General features: G+C 68.7%; 17 protein-coding genes. 1 reads left to right on the top strand and 16 read right to left on the bottom strand.

What is annotated here, in order from left to right:
- Positions 1–2: 2 nt before the first annotated feature.
- The 14 genes from J7D54_RS03995 to J7D54_RS03930 form a co-directional block, all read right to left on the bottom strand.
- Positions 3–881, bottom strand: coding sequence for a bifunctional 2-polyprenyl-6-hydroxyphenol methylase/3-demethylubiquinol 3-O-methyltransferase UbiG (locus tag J7D54_RS03995; protein ID WP_182761903.1), 879 nt, complete (start codon positions 879–881; stop codon positions 3–5).
- A gap of 18 nt (positions 882–899) precedes the next feature.
- Positions 900–1385 (bottom strand): 8-oxo-dGTP diphosphatase, encoded by a 486-nt coding sequence (locus J7D54_RS03990; protein WP_182761905.1) that lies wholly within the window; start codon positions 1383–1385, stop codon positions 900–902.
- A complete protein-coding gene (locus J7D54_RS03985; RefSeq protein ID WP_245244124.1) occupies positions 1364–2518 on the bottom strand; it encodes a methyltransferase domain-containing protein in 1155 nt (384 codons plus the stop codon). Before J7D54_RS03985 ends, J7D54_RS03990 begins: the two co-directional genes overlap by 22 nt.
- Positions 2515–4263, bottom strand: a complete 1749-nt coding sequence (locus J7D54_RS03980) for an ABC transporter ATP-binding protein (protein ID WP_182761908.1) — start codon at positions 4261–4263, stop codon at positions 2515–2517. The genes J7D54_RS03985 and J7D54_RS03980 overlap by 4 nt, the downstream gene beginning before the upstream one ends.
- A gap of 2 nt (positions 4264–4265) precedes the next feature.
- The gene (locus J7D54_RS03975; protein ID WP_182761909.1) at positions 4266–5240 is read right to left on the bottom strand and encodes an ABC transporter permease; all 975 of its coding nucleotides are present in this window, start codon (positions 5238–5240) and stop codon (positions 4266–4268) included.
- Between the two features lie 15 nt (positions 5241–5255).
- On the bottom strand, positions 5256–6776 hold the full coding sequence (locus J7D54_RS03970; RefSeq protein WP_182761911.1) for an ABC transporter permease: 1521 nt from the start codon (positions 6774–6776) through the stop codon (positions 5256–5258).
- 169 nt (positions 6777–6945) lie between these two features.
- Positions 6946–8850: an ABC transporter family substrate-binding protein gene (locus tag J7D54_RS03965; protein ID WP_182761913.1), complete on the bottom strand. Its 1905-nt coding sequence runs from the start codon at positions 8848–8850 to the stop codon at positions 6946–6948.
- Between the two features lie 189 nt (positions 8851–9039).
- Positions 9040–10104 (bottom strand): tRNA (adenosine(37)-N6)-threonylcarbamoyltransferase complex transferase subunit TsaD, encoded by a 1065-nt coding sequence (gene tsaD, locus J7D54_RS03960; RefSeq protein WP_182761915.1) that lies wholly within the window; start codon positions 10102–10104, stop codon positions 9040–9042.
- A complete protein-coding gene (locus J7D54_RS03955; RefSeq protein WP_076059648.1) occupies positions 10097–10585 on the bottom strand; it encodes an N-acetyltransferase in 489 nt (162 codons plus the stop codon). The genes tsaD and J7D54_RS03955 overlap by 8 nt, the downstream gene beginning before the upstream one ends.
- A complete protein-coding gene (gene tsaB, locus J7D54_RS03950) occupies positions 10582–11256 on the bottom strand; it encodes a tRNA (adenosine(37)-N6)-threonylcarbamoyltransferase complex dimerization subunit type 1 TsaB (RefSeq protein ID WP_182761917.1) in 675 nt (224 codons plus the stop codon). Before tsaB ends, J7D54_RS03955 begins: the two co-directional genes overlap by 4 nt.
- The gene (tsaE, locus tag J7D54_RS03945) at positions 11253–12170 is read right to left on the bottom strand and encodes a tRNA (adenosine(37)-N6)-threonylcarbamoyltransferase complex ATPase subunit type 1 TsaE (protein ID WP_182761919.1); all 918 of its coding nucleotides are present in this window, start codon (positions 12168–12170) and stop codon (positions 11253–11255) included. The genes tsaB and tsaE overlap by 4 nt, the downstream gene beginning before the upstream one ends.
- A gap of 19 nt (positions 12171–12189) precedes the next feature.
- The gene (locus tag J7D54_RS14225; RefSeq protein ID WP_182761921.1) at positions 12190–14289 is read right to left on the bottom strand and encodes a DEAD/DEAH box helicase; all 2100 of its coding nucleotides are present in this window, start codon (positions 14287–14289) and stop codon (positions 12190–12192) included.
- A gap of 212 nt (positions 14290–14501) precedes the next feature.
- Positions 14502–15638 carry a glycosyltransferase family 1 protein gene (locus J7D54_RS03935; RefSeq protein WP_182761923.1) on the bottom strand — a complete coding sequence of 379 codons (1137 nt, stop codon included), beginning with the start codon at positions 15636–15638 and terminating at the stop codon, positions 14502–14504.
- Between the two features lie 82 nt (positions 15639–15720).
- Positions 15721–16236, bottom strand: coding sequence for a copper chaperone PCu(A)C (locus J7D54_RS03930; RefSeq protein WP_182761925.1), 516 nt, complete (start codon positions 16234–16236; stop codon positions 15721–15723).
- Positions 16237–16320: 84 nt separating this feature from the next.
- On the opposite strand from J7D54_RS03930, the gene J7D54_RS03925 reads away from it, so the two are divergent.
- Positions 16321–17523 carry a Dyp-type peroxidase gene (locus J7D54_RS03925; protein ID WP_245244122.1) on the top strand — a complete coding sequence of 401 codons (1203 nt, stop codon included), beginning with the start codon at positions 16321–16323 and terminating at the stop codon, positions 17521–17523.
- On the opposite strand, the gene J7D54_RS03920 is transcribed toward J7D54_RS03925, so the two are convergent.
- Together J7D54_RS03920 and J7D54_RS03915 are read right to left on the bottom strand one after the other, a co-directional pair.
- Positions 17510–18943: an NAD(P)H-hydrate epimerase gene (locus tag J7D54_RS03920; protein ID WP_182761929.1), complete on the bottom strand. Its 1434-nt coding sequence runs from the start codon at positions 18941–18943 to the stop codon at positions 17510–17512. The two genes, J7D54_RS03925 and J7D54_RS03920, sit on opposite strands and share 14 nt — an antisense overlap.
- Positions 18940–19290, bottom strand: coding sequence for a holo-ACP synthase (locus tag J7D54_RS03915; protein ID WP_182761932.1), 351 nt, complete (start codon positions 19288–19290; stop codon positions 18940–18942). Before J7D54_RS03915 ends, J7D54_RS03920 begins: the two co-directional genes overlap by 4 nt.
- Positions 19291–19293: the final 3 nt, after the last annotated feature.

The raw sequence follows: 19293 nt of genomic DNA, 5'->3' as shown, positions 1-19293 counted from the left end.
GGCTACCTACGCGCCGTGATGGTGTACGTCAACGGCACCAGGAACCGCTGGTGTTCGGGCAGCTCGTACGAGCCACCGTCCGCGGTCAGCGTCATCTGCGGCAACGCGTCCCACGGGAGGGTCCGTCCCTCGTCCATCCCCGTGATGGTCAGCCCGGCCCCGATGAGGGCGCTGACGATCTCCGAGAGGGAATGCGGCCAGTCATAGGTGCGCACGTTGGTGAGCTTGTCGTCGCTGCCATAGGTGTCCTCGTCGTCCCACACCTCGGAGGTGCCGTCGGCCATGCCGCGGTACCGGACGACGAGTTCGCCGTCGGTGCGTTCGTCGTCCAGGGAGAACATGACGGGGTGCCCGTCGCGGATGTAGAACGTGCCGCCGGGCCGCAGGAGCTTGGCTATGCCGGCCGCCCAGGCGTCGAGGTCGCGGAACCACGTCACGGTGCCGATGGAGGTGTAGATGACGTCGAAGCTGCCCGGCACGTTGTCGCCGGCGTGCTGCACGTCGGTCTCGATGAAGGTGCCAGGAGCGCCGGAGGCGGCGAAGAGCCGACGTGCCGCCTCGAGGCTGGCCGGTGAGAAGTCCGCGCCCGTGACGCGCGCGCCCAGCCGGGCCAGTGACAGGGTGTCCGTGCCGATGTGGCACTGGAGGTGCAGCAGGTCGAGACCCTCGAGCGGCCTGGCAGCCAGCGGGTCACGGCCGAGGGCCCGCGCCAGGGGTGCGCGGTCGTCGGTCACCACGCTGGAGATCTGTTCGGGGTCTTCGGCGTAGCGAGACACCTCGTAGGAGCCGGCCTCGTGGAGCGTGGCCCGCTCGTCCCAGTTCGCGCGGTTGGCCTCGCGGACGTCGTCGTCCGTCACCTGCTGGTCGCCGAGTTTGCCCATGGCGGTGAGCTTAGGCGCTCATCCGGCGCCGCGCGACACCTTCCAGCCGACGCTGTGCCCACCGTCGTAGGGGATGACGCCGTGGAACTGGGGCCCGTCGTCGAAGACCAGGGGGAGGAAATGGCGGTCGCCGTCCCACATGGGCAGCTCCATCATGGTGGCCACGTCGTGCCAGCCCAGGTCGCCCTCGACGTTGCTGTCCGGGATGCTTCCGGTGAAACCGGTGATGAGGAAGACGAAGCCGAACACGTCGCGGCCGTTGAAGCCCGGCCACGCCACCGTGCCGCGCAGTTCCATCTCCGTGACCTCGATGTTGGCCTCTTCCCGCAACTCGCGGCGCATCGCCTCAGCGACGTCCTCGCCGCGCTCCACCTTGCCGCCCAGGCCGTTGTACTTGCCCAGTTGCTCGTCGTGCGAGCGGGCCACCCGGTGGCAGAGCAGCACCCGCGTGCGGTCTGGCGACGTGATGTAGCCGAGGGTGGTCAGTTCGGGCGCGAAGGGCATGGCTTGACGGTACCAAGGGCGCGGCGGCAGATGAGGGCCCGCGTACCCCGCACCGTGCGGGCCAACACGATCGTCGCGGCGTTGGGCCCCTTGGGCTTCAACTGCCGGCGGAGTGCGGCCGGATCGATCTCCAGCCCGCGCTTCTTGATCTCCAGGGTCCCGACGGAGTTGTCGCGCACCCATGCGCGCAAACCCTTGAGGTCATAGGGCAGGTCCTCTAGCACCTCGAAATCCGTGGCGAACGGCGAGGAGACGGGCTCATCGGACGACAGGTAGGCGATGTGCGCATCGAGCAGCCACCGGTCGCGCTCCGGCTCGATCGCATCCAGCAGGCCCGCCCGGATCACCGCGCCGTCGGGCTCGATCAGGTAGCGGCCCACGGGCCGCACGTCCAGCGGACGGCGCCCGGCCGGGCCCAGTTCGTCCTGCGCCGACGCCAACACCACCGCCTGCGGCCCCTCGGGCAGTCCGCTCCACAGCGAGGCCTCCACGACGTCCCCGTGGTGGCTCACGAAGCACGCCTGGACGTCGCCCGGGATCAGTTCCTTGGGCACTCCCGGGCCGAGCTTCACGCAGGCGAACCGCTCCCCCGCCAGGTGCGCGAGCACGAACTCCCACGACGGCGCGAAATCGGCGACATTCCAGGTTCGGCCCCGCGCGGTTCGCCGGGCCGGGTCGAGGAACACTGCGGCCTCCGCAGGCACGTCGACGTCCTCAGCGGCTGCGACGATGACCTCGCCGCCGCCCACCAGATCGAGGTTGTCCCGGGCCACGGCCGCGGTCTCGGGGTCCAGCTCCACGGCGACGACGCGCAGGCCTGCGGCCGCGAACGCCATGGCGTCCGCACCGATGCCGCAGCCCAGGTCCCAGACCTCCGTGACGCCGGCGGCCAGGAACCGCTGGGCCCTCCAGCGCGCGACTGGTTCGCGGGAGGCCTGCTCCAGCCCGGCCGGAGTGAACAACATCTCCGACGCGCGGGTGAACTTCGCCACTCCCTTGCGCCGGAGCGCCGCCTGGGTGAGCGCCCAGGCGACCTCGTCGGCCGTGAAGCGCGCCCGAAGCCGCTCCCCCGCCTTCAGGGAGGAGGGATCCGCTTCGAGCATCGCCGCCTCAAGTGCGGCCGTGCGCGTCACTTCTCGAAGTCGAGTTCCCGGGCGTCGAACTCCACGATCTCGTCGCCGAGTTCCTTCAGCAACGCGTGGCGGGCGGCGCGACGCTCGCGCTGTTCGATGGGGTCCGGAACGGGCGCGGCGGCGAGGAGTCGCTTGGTGTACTCCTCCCGCGGGTTCAGCAGCACCTGCTCGCGGCTCCCGGCCTCGACGATCTTGCCGTACTGCATCACGACGACGCGGTGCGCCAGCGAGTCGATGACGGCGAGGTCGTGCGAGATGAACAGACACGCGAAGCCGAATTCCTTCTGCAGCGTGGTGAACATCGCCAGCACCGAGGCCTGCACCGACACGTCGAGCGCCGAGGTGGGCTCGTCCGCGATCAGGAGGTCCGGGTTCAGAGCCAGGGCGCGGGCGATGGACACGCGTTGGCGCTGACCGCCGGAGAGCTCGTGCGGGTAGCGGTTGAACGCGGAGCGCGGCAGCTGGACGGCCTCCAGCAGCTCGTGCACGCGGTTCTCGCGCGACTTGCGGTCGCCCACCTTGTGCACCTCGAGCGGCTCGGAGATCACATCGCCGACGGGGAACCGGGGGTTGAGGGAAGCGGCCGGGTCCTGGAAGATGACGCCGATCCGCTTGCGGAGCCGGCGCAGTTCCTTGCCGCGCATGGAGAGGAGGTCCTCGCCCAGCACCTGCACCTCGCCCGAATGGGACGGGATGAGCCCCAGCAGCGCCCGGCCGATCGTCGACTTACCGGAGCCGGATTCGCCCACCAGCCCGACGATCTCGCCGCGGCGCACGTCGAACGACACGTCGTCGACGGCGCGGAACGGCTTCTTGCCCGCGCGGTGGTACTCGACGACGAGGTTGCGCACGTCGAGGGCCGCCTCAGCCTCCTCCGCGACCGGGTTGGGCGCCTCGCCGAACTGGCCGGGGCCGTCGCCCAGGTGCGGCACGGCCGCCAGCAGCCTCTTGGTGTACGGGTGTTGCGGGTTGAGGAGCACCTGCTCGACGGGGCCCCGCTCCACGATGTTGCCCTTGAACATCACGGCCACGTTGTCGGCCATGTCCGCCACGACGCCCATGTTGTGCGTGATGAGCAGGATGCCGGTGTTGAGCTTGTCCTTCAACGAGCGCAGCAGGTCGAGGATCTCGGCCTGCACGGTCACGTCGAGGGCTGTGGTGGGTTCGTCGGCGACGATGACCTCGGGGTCACAGGCCAGCGCCATGGCGATCACGACGCGCTGGCGCATACCGCCTGAAAGTTCGTGGGGGAACTGGTTCACGCGCCGCTCGGCGCCGGGGATGCCGACGGCCTTGAGCAGGTCGATGGCCCGGTTCCACGCCTGGCGCCCGTAGGCGACACCGTGCACCTCCATCGACTCGATGAGCTGGTCACCGATCTTGATGACGGGGTTGAGCGCCGTCATGGGCTCCTGGAACACCATCGCGACGCTCTTGCCGCGCACCTTGCGCAACTCGCGGGGGCTGAGGTGGTTGATGGTCTTGTCGCCGACGCGGGTCTCGCCCTGGATGCGGGCGGTCTTCGGAAGCAGGCCGAGCGCAGTCGTGGCGGACACGGACTTGCCGGAGCCGGACTCGCCGACCAGCGCCATCACTTCGCCGGGCTCCACCGAGAGGGTGAGGCCCTTGACGGCGTGGACGGTGCCGAACTCGGTGCGGAACCGCACGTCGAGTTCGTCGAACTTCAGCACCGGGTTCTCCCCGGTGAACCGCGGGCCGGTGTACTGGTTGTCAGTTGTCGTCATGATCAGTCCATCTGCTGGCGGGGATCGAAGGCATCGCGCAGGCCGTCACCGATGAAGTTGACGCACAGGGCGATGATGAGGATGAAGATGCCGGGCCACCAGAAGAGCCACGGCCGCGTGGTCAGGGCATTCTGGAACTCGCTGACCAGCAGACCGAGCGAGGTGTTGGGCGCCTTGACGCCGAACCCGAGGAACGACAGCGCCGTCTCCAGCAGGATCGCCGACGAGATGAGCAGGGTTGCGTTGACGACGATGGTGCCCAGCGCGTTGGGGAGGATGTGGCGCACGATGATGCGCGGCGCAGACGTGCCGACGGCGCGGGCGGCCGCCACGAACTCGCGCTCGCGCAGCGACAGCACCTCACCGCGCACGAGGCGCGCGAGGCCGGTCCAGGAGACCAGTCCCAGCACCAGTGCCAGCAGGGGGATGCTCGATCCGGCCATCCGGCCCAGCACCGCGGCGAGCACCAGGGTGGGGATGATGATGAACAGGTCGGTGACGCGCATGAGCAGGCTTTCGGCGAAGCCGCGGTAGTAGCCGGCGATGGCGCCGATGCTGGTGCCGATGAAGGTGGCCAGCAGGCCCACCATGAAGGCGATGAACAGCGACTGCTGGGCGCCCTTCATGACCAGCGCGAAGTAGTCCTTGCCGATGGTGTTCTGCCCGAACGGGTGCTCACCGATCTGGAAGGGCCACAACTGCAGCGTCGGCTGGCCGCTGTTGACCGGCGGGTAGGCGTTGATGAAGTCCTTGTCCCACCATCCGGGCAGGGGCCCCACGCCGATGGACGAGAACGCCAACAGGATGAGGAGGATCAGGACGGTCAGGGCGACCATGGCGCCCTTGTGCCTGAAGAAGCGCCTGCGGACCAGCTGGCCCTGCGAGTACGACTTCGTGTTGCTGGTTTCGACGTCGTCCTCGATGGAGAAGGCGTCGCCCTCTATTTGCAGAGGGGTGCGGTTCGGATCCTGAGTCATGATTCGTCAATCTCCTTAGCGCGCGATCCGCGGGTCGAGGAAGGCATAGGCAATGTCCGCCAGCATGTTCATCAGCACGGCTGCCGTGCCGGTGACCAGGAAGAAGGCCATGACGGGTGCCGGGTCAACCTGGTTGAGACCGACGTTGAACAACTGGCCCATGCCCTGCCAGCCGAACACCGTCTCCGTGATGACCGCGCCGCCGATCAGGCCGGCGAAGTCGAACGCGACGATGGTGGCGAGCGGGATCAGCGAGTTGCGGAACGCGTGGCGGGTGATCACCTTGCGCTCCGAGATGCCCTTGGAACGGGCGGTGCGGATGTAGTCCTGGTTGAGCACGTCCAGCATCGACGCGCGGGTGTACCGGGTGTAGGCCGCGATCGAGATCAGCGTCAGCACCACCGTCGGCAGCGCGATGTGCGTCAGAGAGTCGATGGCGTGGTTCCAGAACGTCGAATCGTAGTTGGGGGTCTCCGAGCCGATGGTGGGCACGGGCCGCGGGATCTCCTTGAGGTACTTTGACCAGTTGCTCAGCAACAGGTCTCCGGCCGCCACCAGCGTGGCGATCAGGGACCAGATGAAGGAGGAGATCATCGCCTGCTTGCGGGAGAAGCCTCCCCAGAACCAGCCGCTGATCAGTGCGATGGCCACAGCACCGAGGAAGCACAGCGCCAACAGCAGCCAGGAGGGGTTGGTCATGAGGGTGCCGCGCATCAGCGCGTAGCCGATGATCCCCGCCACTGCGGTGGTGGCCACGGCGTTGCGGACGTTCTTGTTCGCGAAACCGGAGGTCATGCCGACGATCAGGGCGGCCAGCGCCAGCGCGACGATGGCGAAGATGGGCAGGCCGATCGAGGGCCGGCGGAACCAGGTGACGGCGTCGAAATAGAACAGTGCGCCGGCGAAGACGACAAAGGCGACAGCGAAGTTGATGAGCCGACGCTTCCATTCACCGCCGATGGCGGCCATCAGAACGAATGCCAGTAACGCCGCGATGATCACTATTGACTGTGGACTGAAGCTGGCCTCTTTTATCCAGTTGTTGAACTCGATTGCGGCGTAATGCTTGAGCAGCACGGCGAACCAGAAGACCGGCAGCGAGAAGAACACAAAGGCCATGAAGGTGACGGCGTAGTCGAAGCCCGAGTACTGCCGGATGGCGGTCACGATACCCAGCGTCACACCGATGATGATGGCGAGGATGGTGGCGAAGACGACGAGGCGCAGCGTCGAGCCTGCCGCCGTGACGACCATGGCATTGACCGACTGGCCCTTGCGGTCCAGCCCGAGATCACACTGGCCCACGAGACACTTGGACGCTCCCGACAGCCAGTCCCAGTAGCGCTCGTACCAGGGTTGGTTCAACCCCATGTAGTTGATGCGCTGCGCGATGAGGTTGGCGCGGTTGGGGGCGTTGGATTCACGTAGGTCTTCGAGCGGGTCGCCGGAGTTGATCGTCAACACGAACAGCAACAGCGAGCCGAGCAGCAGAACGAGGACGGAGATCCCCAAGCGCTTGGCGATGTATCTGATCACAGGTATGCGTTCCTTACAGGTTTCTCGAGCTGAACCCGCGCTTGTCCAACTCTGGCGCTGGCTGAGTCTACGCCACTTGGCATGGTTGGCAACGAAAGGGGGGCAGGTGACTTCGGGAAGTCACCTGCCCCCTATTCGGTTTCAGCGGCTAGGCACTGACCTCAGGAGGTCAGCTGTTCAGCCACTGCGGCGCGTTCCAGGAAACCTGGTCCTGCGTCGAGGTGGCGCGAACGTTCTGCAGCCCTGCGTCGTAGGCAGCGATGCCGGGGTGGGCGTACAGCGGGATGCCGTACAGCGTGTCCCAGAGAGCCGTCTCGATCTTCTCGATGGCAGCGAGCTGCTCTTCGCGGTCCAGCGTCTTGGTCAGCTCGGCCCATGCGGCGTCGACGTCCTCGTTGCTGTACTCGCCGTAGTTCTGGCTCTTGCCCGTGGCGTAGATGTTCTCGCCCGAGGTGATCTGGCCGGAACCGGCCCACGCGAACAGAGCGACTTCGTAGTCACCGTTGGGCAGCGCGACCTCGAAGAAGTCAGCCGCGTTGGTGTCGATGATGTTGAAGCCGGCCTGGTCACACGAGGCCTTGATCGCGGCAACCGTGTCGGTACGACGCTGGTTACCGGCGCGGTAGCCGATCCGCACGTCCACCGGAGCGGTGACGCCGGCAGCTGCCAGGAGTTCCTTCGACTTCTCGATGTCGACGGTGTCGTACTCGCCACCGTAGGAAGCGTCAACGACACCCTGGTACTCGTCCTGGAACGGGAAGACCTCGCGGGCGTTCATGAGAACAGTGTCGGGGCTGATCGGCTTGATCAGCTGGTCGACGATCTGCTGACGCGGGACGCAGTAGGCGAAGGCCTGACGCAGCTCGAGACCACCGTTGGCATCAGCGAAGGCGCTGGTGTCGCGGAAGTTGAAGTCGAGGTGCTCCCAGGTGAGGGAGGAGTACTTGTCCACCTTGACGGCGTCGCCGATGGCGTCGAGTTGGCCGACGAGGTCGACGGTGCCCTGGGGCTGGATGACCTGAACGTCACCGTTCTGCAGCGACTGCACCTGCTGGGCGTCGTCGATGAAGCGGAAGATGAGGTTCTTCGTGGCGGCGGGAGTACCCCAGTACTCTTCGTTCGCCTCGAGCGTCAGCGACTGACCAGCGGTCCAGCCGCCTTCCTTCAGCTTGTACGGGCCGGAGGAGGGGACGTCAGCCAGGTCTGCCGGGAGTTCACCCGGGTTGTAGGCCCAGCCGGTGTTCCAGAATTCGGCGGCCTTCTTGACGGTCTCGGCATCGCGGTCGAGCACGGCCTGGGCCAGCGCCTCGGGGGTGAGGCCGGACTTCTCAGCGATGACGTGCGCCGGCAGCGCCGAGCCCACGGTCAGCTTGTAGTCGGGGTAGGGGTTGGTGTACTTGACCGTGAAGGTCTTCGAACCGACCTCGCCCTGCGGGCCCTCGGGCACGTACTGGGCGAAGGAGCTGGAGACGTGCTCGAACACGACCGGGGCGTCGGGGTTCTCGCCGCTGGCGTAGCCGGGGACGAGGAACTCGGGGTTCTGGGCTGCCCAGTCCATCAGGTAGTCGTTGATGGTGACCGGGGTGCCGTCAGACCACACCGCGTCATCGTTGATCGTGTACTCGATCTCCAGCGGATCCTCGGACAGCACCTCGTACGAGCCGAAGTCCTTGTTGTCACAGATGGTGCCATCGGTGCCGAAGTAGATGAAGCTCGAGAACATGTGTGCGGCAACGGCCGAGTTGTACGTCGAGTACGTCTTGTAGGTGATGGAGTTGTAACCGCTCCAGTCGCCGGGGCCTGCGGTGTAGCGGACCTCGCCGTCCTGGGTTTCGGTGATGCCGACGTCCTGCAGGCAGGCCGCGGGGTTCTCACCATCGGACGCCGAGGGGTCCGTGGACGCCGAGGGATCGGCGCTGGCGGTGTCTTCAGTACCGGGGCTTTCCGAACCCGTGGCCGCGGTGGTTTCGCCGGCCGGCGGGGTTTCGGTCTCGTCGGGGCTGGTGCAAGCGCTCAGCAGCAGCGCGCCGCTGAGCATCACTGCCAGCGAGGCGGATGTTCGCCTGAACTTCATTGATTCTCCTTGTCGTAGGACGACACTCGTGGGCCCCACGCAGTGGGCCCAACTTAGTGTTGGCGACCTTATCGACAATTAAGTGCGTCGTGGAAGAATCACAGGTTCTTTGACACCAGATCGTTACCTTGTTGCGTCTTTGACCCCGCCGTGCTACTCCCGCACCATTTGAACGAACACATCCGATCCTCAGACGGAGATGGTCCCGACGGGGAGGCCGGAGTGTGCAGAGATGTCCAGACCCGACGGTGCGACGCCCGCCCGGATGACCTCGCTGGCCACGGCCGCGATCATCGCGCCGTTGTCGGTGCAGAGGGCCGGCCGGGGCCGACGCAGTTCGATGCCGACGGCGTTGGCGCGCTCTTCGAGCAGCGTGCGCAGGCGCGAGTTAGCCGCCACTCCCCCGCCCAGCAGGATCGTGTCCACGCCGTACTCCTGCGCCGCGGCGACCGCCTTGGCCGTGAGCACGTCGCACACCGCTTCCTGGAACGAGGCGGCGACGTCTGCGACGGGCATCTCCTCACCGTCGAGGCGCCGCTGCTCCACCCAGCGGGCCACTGCGGTCTTGAGGCCAGAGAACGAGAAGTCGTAGCGGTGCTTCTCCAGGTCGTGCCGCGCCGTGAGGCCGCGCGGGAAGCGGATGGCCTTGGGGTCACCCTCCTGCGCGAGTTTGTCGATGACCGGGCCGCCCGGATAGGACAGGCCGAGGATGCGGGCCACCTTGTCGTAGGCCTCACCGGCCGCGTCGTCGATGGTGGCGCCGATCTCCGTGATCTTCGTGGCGATGTCCTCGACATGCAGCAGCGACGTGTGGCCGCCGGAGACCAGCAGCGCGACGGCGGGTGTGGGCAGCTGGCCGTGGTCCAAGAGGTCGACGGCGACGTGGCCGACGAGGTGGTTGACGCCGTAGAGCGGCTTGCCGAGGTAGGCGGCGAGCGCCTTGGCGGACGCCAGCCCGACGACCAGGGCGCCCATCAGGCCCGGCCCCGCGGTGACGGCGATCGCGTCGACGTCGGCGAGCTTGATCCCCGCCTTCTCGGCGGCGCGCTCGATGGTGGGGATCAGCGCCGACAGGTGCGCGCGGCTCGCGACCTCGGGGACGACGCCGCCGAAGCGGACGTGCAGGTCCACCGAACTGGCGACCTCGTTGGCAAGCAGCGTGCGGCCGCGGACGATGCCGACGCCGGTCTCGTCACAGGACGACTCGAGGCCAAGCACCAGCGGGCCCTGAGCGTCGTCGAGGGGTTCAGTCATCGAGTGCCTCCATGTCCCACATGCCGACGGAATCCGCGTCGACGCCTTCCAGTTGCCGCTCCAGGACGAGCGCGTCGCGGTCCGGCGCGTAGTATCCGCGGCGGACGGCCACCTGCCGGAACCCGTAGCCGCGGTACAGGGCGATGGCCGGCACGTTGGTGTGGTCGACCTCCAGCAGCATGCGGCTGGCGCCCTGGGCGATGGCCCACTGCAGGCCGGCGACGAGCATGACGCGGGCGAAGCCGAGCCGCCGCTCTTCCGGTGCCACCACGATGCGGTGCAGGTCGACCACCTCGTCCACGTGCTGGAAACAGGCGACCCCGATGACGTTGCCCGCCGTCTTCCGGGCGATCAGCACGAGCCGGCCGAGGCCGACGAGTTCGTCGTGCCAGGACTGTTCTGACCAGACGCGTCGTTCGAAGTGGTCTTCGAGCCCGAGGATCGCGGGGAGGTCGTCGAGCGTGGCGATGTCGACGTTCATCGGCGCGCTCGCAGGCGCGGAAGCGCAGACTTGGGCTTGCCCGGCACCGTCGCGTCGGCCGGGCGCAGGTAGTAGGGCTCGTCCCCGGCAGGGGCAAGGGTGGCCCAGCGCGCCGCGAGGACAGCCGGGTCCAGCGCCTGCGGGCCCTGGATGTCGAGGAACTCGTGGTACTCCACGGGGACCGCGCCCGCCACCGGCAGTGCGGGAAGTTCCGTGGGGGCGCTCACCTGAGGCTCGCCGGTGCGATTGCCGTCCGCGTCGTAGGTGGCCCAGTACAACTCCTTGCGCCGGGCGTCGGCGGCGACGATGAAGCCTCCCCCGAGGCGGCCGTCAACGGCCGGCGAGCGGTCCGCGGTTTCAACCCACTGACGTGCGACGACATCGAGCGAACACACCCCGTGCACCGGCTTGTTGCCGGCCAGGGCCAGGGTCCAGGCGGTGGCGATGCCCACCCGGAGCCCCGTGAAGGGCCCGGGGCCCATCCCGACGGCGAACTCGTCCACGTCGGTCAGCGCGATGCCGGCCTGCGCACAGACCTCCAGTACCGACGGCATGAGGGCCTCGGCATGCGCGCGGGTGTCGTCGACGATCACCCTCGCGACGGGTGCACCGTCGCGGGCGATGCCCACGGCCACCACGTGGCTCGTGTCGATTCCCACGGTCCAGGTCATAGCTGCTCCCTGAGCGGTTCCAGGGCCCCGGCCCAGCGCGGGCCGATGCCGGTGAGGTGGACGGTGCGCTGGTCCGAGTTGAGACCGCGCTCGATGTCGATCTCGAGGCGGGAATCGGCCAGCCATTCGGCCAGGCCCGAGCCCCATTCGACGATGGTGACGGCCTCGGAGAGCGACGCGTCGAGGTCGATGTCGGCGAACTCGGCGGAACCCCCCAGCCGGTACGCATCGACATGCACCAGGGCCGGGCCCTCACCCGGATGCGGATGGACGCGCGAGATCACGAAAGTGGGAGAGATGATCGGGCCGGTGACGCCCAGGCCCTCTCCGATGCCCTGCGTGAGCGTCGTCTTGCCGGCGCCGAGGTCGCCGGTGGCGACGATGACGTCGCCCTTGCGCAGCAGCCCCGCCAGCCTGCGGCCGAGCGAGCGCATGTCTTCTGCCGTGGGCACGTCGATGATCACCGGCAGGTCGCGGCCCATCGTGTGGCCGTTGGGCACGCCGCCCAGCACCTCGAAGCCATGGTCCCGCCACCACTGGACGATCTCCGGGAACTCCTGGCGCGCCACCAGTTCGACGCGACGGGCGCCCAGGTCGACGGCGAGCGTCAGGGCGCTCTGCACCAGCATGCGCGCCAGCCCCTTGCCGGCCCATGCGGGCAGCACGGAGACCCGGCGCAACGTCGCCACGTCGCCGTCGAGCTCGATGAGCAGGCCGGCGACGAGGTGACCGTCATTGACCAGCACGACGCCGGAGCCGACGGTGAGCGCATGCTCGATGTCGGCTACGGCGTCTGTGAGGGCCTCTGCGGGTGGGTCCACCGGGCGGCGGGCCGAGAATGCTGCGCGGATGACCTGCAGCAGTTCGGCGGCGTCGGCCGGTTCGGCCACCCGCACTTCGAGATCAGATGTCATAGCGGGGAAATAGTACGCCTCACCAACGGTTGCGGCTACGGCCTCCGCTGCGGTATCCACCGCGGCCACCGCCACGCGGGCCGTCGGGACGACGACGCGGCTGCTGCTTCGGTGCGATGAGCGCCAGGTAATCGGATTCCTGGATCGCCACACCGCTGACGGGGCGGGCGCCGGTGGCCTCGCGGAGTTCGGGCGAACCCGGCTCCACGGTGAGACCCTCGGCCTGCACGCCGGCCTGGCTCAGCAGACGCTGGGCCACCTTGCGCTGGTGGGGCAGCACGATCGTCGCGACGACGCCCTCGTTACCGGCGCGGGCGGTACGCCCGGCGCGGTGGAGGTAGTCCTTCGAGTCGTGCGGCGGATCCACCTGCAGCACGAGCGACACATCGTCGACGTGGATGCCACGGGCCGCGACATCGGTGGCGACCAGGACCGGCACGAGGCCTTCCCGGAACGCCGCCAGGATGCGGGCGCGGGCGCCCTGGGTGAGACCGCCGTGCAGCGAGCCGGCCATGACACCCGCGTCGCGGAGCTGGGCGGCGATACGGTCCGTGCCCATCTGCGTACGGGCGAACAGCACGGTGCGGCCGTCACGGTTGGCGATCTCCGCGGTGACCTGGTTCTTGTGGTGCGGGCGAACCAGCATGGGGCGGTGCACCATGGTGCTGACCGACGCCTTCTCGGAGTCCACCTCGTGGGTGACCGGGTTGGACAGGTACTTGCGCACCAGCGAACCGACGGCGTTGTCCAGGGTGGCGGAGAACAGCAGACGCTGGCCGCCTTCCGGGGTGGCGTCGAGGATGGTGCGAACTTCGGTGAGGAAGCCCATGTCCGCCATGTGGTCTGCCTCGTCGAGGACGGTGACCTGGACCTGGCTGAGGTCTGCGGCGCCCTGCTCGATGAGGTCGATGAGGCGGCCGGGGGTGGCCACGACGACGTCGACGCCGCGGGCGAAGGCCTTCAGCTGCGGCGCGTAGCTCATGCCACCGGTGATCAGCGTGAGGTCGATGCCGACCTTGGAGGCCAGGGGCGACAGGACGTCGGCGATCTGCAGCGCGAGTTCACGGGTGGGCGTCAGGATGATGGCGCGCGGGGATCCGACGGGGGTACCGGCGGCGAGGCGGCTCAGCATCGGCAGTCCGAAGGCGAGCGTCTTGCCGGAGCCGGTACGGCCACGGCCGAGCACGTCGCGGCCCGCGATCGCGTCGGCGATGGTCGCCTGCTGGATCGGGAACGGCTCGGTGATGCCCTGCGCGGCCAGCACGCGGACGAGCTGCTCGTGCACACCCAACTCGAGGAAGCCGGACGAGATCTCGCCCTGCACACCCTCGGCTGTGGTGGCCTCCCAGCTCATCTGATCCGCCTCGGCCTCGAACTCTTCAAGGCTGGGGCGCTCCGGACGGTCGAAACCGTTGCGGCGATCGCGGTCGAACGGACGGCGACGATCCTCGTGACCGCGCGGCTCGTGCGTGTGGCGCTGCTCGAACGGCTTGCGGGCCGGACGCTCGCCCCACGAGTCGCTGCGGCGTTCGCGGCGCTCGGGGCCGGCACCGTTGCGGTCGTCACGGTCGAAGCGGGGGCGACGGTCGTCGCGGTCGAAGCGGTCATTGCGGCCGCGGTCGTCGCGATCGTCACGACGGGGACGGTCATCGCGCTGGAACGACGGACGGCGATCGTCGCGCTCGAAGCGGGGGCGACGGTCGTCACGGTCAAAGCGGGGGCCGCGGTCGTCACGGTCGTCGCGACGGGGACGGTCATCACGCTGGAATGAGGGACGGCGATCGTCGCGCTCAGAACGGTCGTCGCGACGACGGTCGTCGCGGTCGAAACGGGGGCGACGGTCGTCACGGTCATCGCGACGGGGACGGTCGCCCCAGTTGCCGGCGGGACGCGAGGTGCTGGGACGGGTGTCGCGACGGGTCTCGTCGTTGCCCTGGCTCTCGCGGTTCTCGGAACCCGGTTCGCGGTCTGCGAACTGGAGCGCGCGGCGCTGCTTGCGGTTCAGAGGTGCGGAATCATCGCGACGGTCGGTGCGGCCGACGCCACGACGCTGAGGATTGAGGCCCTTGGTGGCGCGCTTGTCAGCGGACCACCGAGCCTTACGGATCGGTGAAGTCATTGTGTTGTTGCCCTTCGAGGGGTATGCGCTCAGGGAATAGGTCCACCTGAGACTGGACTGCCCGCTCAAATAGGAAATTTGACGCTTGGGCGTCAAGTTGGCGCGATTGGGCGCCGCATCGGGCCTGTCGAGCTTACACCAGATTGGCCGCATCCCCTATTTGAGGGGTCTGTGCCCCCTCTTTCGGCACCCGCCGGGAGCGGGGATCACCCTCAGCCGACGAGGTGGCCGCCGCGCACCGACATGCGGATGGCCTTGGTGTAATGCCCCATCAATTCGGCACACACCTTCTCCCACGTGCGCCCCAACACGGACTCGCGGGCGGCCGCGCCGAACGCCTGGCGCTTCGCATCGTCACCGATCAGGTCCACGACGTGACCGCGCATGGCCTCCAGGTCCCCGGGGCGGTACAGCCATCCGGTGCGCGACTGGTCCACCAGGTCGATGGGGCCGCCGCGGTGGGGCGCGACGATGGGCAGGCCGGAGGACTTGGCCTCCTGGATGGCCTGGCAGAACGTCTCGAGGTCTCCGGTGTGGACGAACAGGTCCAGGCTGGCCAACGCGGTGGGCAGGTCCTCGCCCGTGAGCAGGCCGGTGAACACGGCGTTGGGCAGCGTTGCTTCGAGCTGGCCGCGCAACGGGCCGTCGCCGATGATGACGATGCGGGTATTGGGCACTGCTGCGACGGCCGCCAGGTCCTCCACGCGCTTCTCCGAGGCCAACCGCCCCATGAAACCGATGAGCCGCTCCCCGTTGGGGGCGAAGCGCGCGCGGAAGGCGTCGCTGCGCTTGGCGGGGTCGAAACGCACGGAATCCACGCCCCTGCCCCAGACGCCGACGCGGGGAACGCCCTGCTCGATCAGCTGGTCGCGGGCGAAGGTGGACGGAGCGAAGTTCAGCGAGGCGAGCGAGTGCACCTGACGCAGGTGGTGCCAGAAGACGGGCTCCAGCGACGGCACGCCGTAGCGGGCAGCGTAGGTGGGGATCTCCGTCTGATAGATGCCCACCATGGGGATGCCCAGCTTGGCGGCCACCGAGGCCGCCTTGTAGCCGACGATGAACGGCGCGGCCAGGTGCACCACGTCAGGGCGGAAGTTGGTCAGGATGCGCTCGATGTTGAAGCTGGTGGTGGTCACCACGCGCACCACGTCGTAGCCCGGCAGGCCGATCGAGTTGACCGGCACGATGGGGAAGCCCAGGTAGTGCTTGGGGGTCTTGCCACCGTCGGACGGGGCGATGACCATCGCCTCGTGGCCGTGGGCCTTGAGGTGTTCGAGCACGCGGAGCACGGAGTTGGTCACCCCGTTGACATTGGGAAGAAAAGATTCTGCGACGATCGCGACTCTCACAGTTCCACAATACTCACGAGGGTGAACCACTCCCGGTAGCCGGGGGAACACGAGGTGAACGCTGGATGAAACCCGGCGGTGGTCATCCGGCCGGGGTGACCTCTGTGCCGTCCTCGGCATGCTCGTGGTAGGAGTCCTGCTCCTCGGTGAACTGCTTGACGGGTGCGAGGATCTCGATTCTCTGCCCGTCGTCGAACGTGAGGGTGCAGGTGAGTTCCTCCGAGCCGGCCGGAAGTTCGCGGGTGAGCCCCATCAGCATGATGTGCGGACCGCCGGGCGCCAGGTGCCAGTGCTTGCCTGCCGGGACGGTCATGCCGCCCTCGGCCTTGACCATCACCATCTTCCCGTCCTGGTTCTCCATGACGTGGAGCTCGGTCTTCTCGGCGACGTCGCCACAGTCGGCCTCGACCAGTACCCGGTCCTCGTCCGATGGGTTGGTGAGGTTGACGAAGACGGCGGTCATGTCCGGACGCTCAGCGCCGTCGGTGGTGCGGGCCCACGGGTCTGCGGCGAGGACGCCCGGCGCGGCGGGCTGCGCCGACGTGCAGCCGGCGATGAGGAGGGCGGAAACGGCAAGAGCGAGGGCACGCGGCGTCATGGCCGCCAGACTACACAGACAATACCCCGTGGGGTAATCGTCTCGCGGGCGATGAGGGGCCGGAAGACACGTACACTGAGCGCCATGTCCAAGGTCAGCCGTCGAGGGGTGTTCGGTTACGCCGGTGCCGCCGGCATCGCCGGCGCTGCCGGAGTGGTGGCCGGGCGCGCCACCGCTTCACCCGCTCCAGACCAGGGAACCGACGGCGGCGTCGTCGGACAGACCTACTCCCCCTACGGCGCGCACCAGGCCGGCATCTTCACACCGAAGACCCAGGTGAGCGAGCTCGTCGCCTTCGACCTGCTCCCCCAGACCGACAAGGCTGCGCTCGGCCGGCTGCTCCGGGCCTGGACGGGCGATGTGGTGGCGCTCACGGAGGGCCGCCCCGCCGCGGGCGACTTCGCGCCTCACATGGCCCAACCCGGCGTCTCACTGACCGCGCTGGTGGGCCTCGGCCCCCGCGTCTTCGAACTGGACGGCTTGCAGGCGAAGCGCCCGGCCGGGTTCCAGGAGATCCCGCCCATGCAGCACGACGCGCTCGACCAGCGCTGGACGGGCGGCGACCTCCTCGTCTGGGTGTCCGCCGACGACGCCACCAGCGTCGCCCACGCCGTGCGCCGGTTCGTGACCGACGCCGCCCCGTTCGCCACCCGACGATGGGCCCAGCGCGGCTCCTGGCGCTCCGTCGACGCCACGGGTGCCGCGGTCACCGGGCGCAACCTCTTCGGCCAGGTGGACGGCTCGGCGAACCCCACCGGCGACACCCTCAGCGCCGCCGTCGTATCCACCGACGAGTGGCTCACCGGCGGCACCCAACTGGTGGTGCGGCGCATCGAGATGGATCTCGTGGGGTGGGACGAAGCCGTGCGGGACCGGCAGGAGGCGTCGGTGGGTCGTCGGCTCGACACCGGCGCGCCGCTCACCGGGGGTGGGGAACGCGACGACGTCGACCTCGGGGCCACGCAGGACGGGGCGCCGGTCATCGCGCTCGACGCCCACTCCCGGCGGAGCCATCCGTCGCAGAACAACGGCCGCCGGATGCTGCGGCGCGGCCTCAACTACACCCACGACGACTGGGTCGACGGCACGGCGGTCGAGACGTCGGGCCTGATCTTCTGCGCCTTCCAGGCGGACATCGCCGACCAGTTCATCCCCGTGCAGCGGATGCTGGATCAGGGCGACGCGCTCAACGAGTGGACCACGGCCATCGGCTCGGCCGTGTTCGTGATCCCGCCGGGCTTCCAGGAGGGCGGCTGGATCGGCGAAGGACTCTTCACCGGGGAGTGATCGAGGCGATCACCTCGGGCAGCCGCCCGGCAAGCACGTCCGGCGGGTAGGGCCCGGGATGGCGCCAGGCGGTCATCGCCTGGATGCTCGCCCCCAGCACACCGGCCTTCCACGCCGGCAGACCTGCCGCCAGCAACGTGCCGCAGATGCCGGCGAGCACGTCACCCGAACCGGCCTGGGCCGTCCAACTGGGCCCGGGGACCGCGATCGTCACGCGCCCCGACGGCTCAGCCACGTACTGCGTGGCTCCCTTGAGGAGAACGGCCGCCCCAGTGCTGCGGGCCACCTCCCGCGCGCAACTGACCGGCTCGTTCTCCACGTGCGACCGCGAGCAACCGAGGATCCGGGACAGTTCACCGGCGTGCGGAGTCAACAACCAGCCGTCGAGCCGCCCCTGCGGCAGCGCGTACAGGGCGTTGGCGTCCACGACTGCGGGCAGGCCGTGCAGTTTGGCGTTGGCGACTCGCCCTTCGGCGCCGTCGGTGTCGCCCCAGCCCGACCCCAACACCATCGCCTGAGCCCTGCCCTCGCCCATCACCACGCTCGGGAACCGGGTGAGCACCAGGCCGGAGTGCACGCGGCCCGTGTAGCGCACCATGCCGGCGCCCGCGTTGACAGCTCCCGCGATGCTGAGGAGGGCCGCTCCCTGGTAGTGCTCGGACCCGGTGTCCACCATCACCACGCCGCGCGAGTACTTGTCGGAGGTGGCATCGGGAACCGGCCACCAGAGGGCCACGTCGGCCTCCTCCGCCTGTCGCACCTCCTCGAGGCCCGCACCCTTCGACGCGCCCCGCTGCCCGTCCCTCGGGGCACCCTCAGGGAGTGCGACCCCGATGTCCGCGACGTGCACCTCGCCACAGCGCGACGCCGCGGGCTCCTGCACGTGGCAGGCCTTCAACGCGGCGAAGGTGATGGTGTGTTCGGCGCGGAAGCTGTTGTGCGGGTGCCCGGAATCGGCGTCGAGGCCGCTGGGGAGGTCCACGGAGAGCACGGGGACGGCCGCGGCGTCGCACGCCTCCGCGAAGGTCGCGGTGGTGGTGGGCAGGTGCGGGCGTGAACCGAGGCCCGTCACCGCGTCGATCACCAGGGCCGCATCAGCCAGGGCGGCGGCGGCGCCCACGGCGTCGACCACGTGGCACCCTGCCCCACGGGCGGCGGCCAGGCCGGCTTCATGGCATTTCCCCATCGCCGGCCAAACGGTGACGGGCCGGTGGTCCGCCAGGTGGGCGGCGGCGAACAGCCCGTCTCCCCCGTTGTTGCCGGGGCCGACGGCCACGAGAACGGGGCCGTGGGGTGCAATCGCCTCAGCCAGTTGAGCGACCGCGAGGGCCGCCCGGCCCATGAGGTCGACGTCGGGTTCGGCGTCGAAGACACGCTGCTCGGCGTCGCGCATCTGTTGCGCGCTGATGACCTGCTTCATGCTTCGCACACCACCATGGTCGTTGCGAAGCCACCGTCATGGCTGATGGACAAATGGATGCGCCTCACACCCAGCGCCTCTATCCGGGCGGCGACCGAGCCCGTCGTCGCGAACGACGGGACGCCCTCGTCGGAGCGGACCACCTCGCAGTCGAGCCACCGCATGCCGCCCGGCGACCCGAGCGCCTTGGCCAGGGCCTCCTTGGCCGAGAAACGCGCGGCCTGGGATTCGACGGAGAGCTTGCGCTCGCCGTCGGTGAGGAGGCGCTCGCCGAGTTTGGGCCTTTCCTCGAGCATCCGCTTGAAACGCTCGATGACCACTAGGTCCGTCCCGATGCCCACGATCATGGA

Origin of the sequence: Tessaracoccus sp. MC1865 (assembly GCF_017815535.1) — a bacterium.
GTDB lineage: Bacteria > Actinomycetota > Actinomycetes > Propionibacteriales > Propionibacteriaceae > Arachnia.
This window is presented reverse-complemented; position numbering and strand designations above follow the sequence as displayed.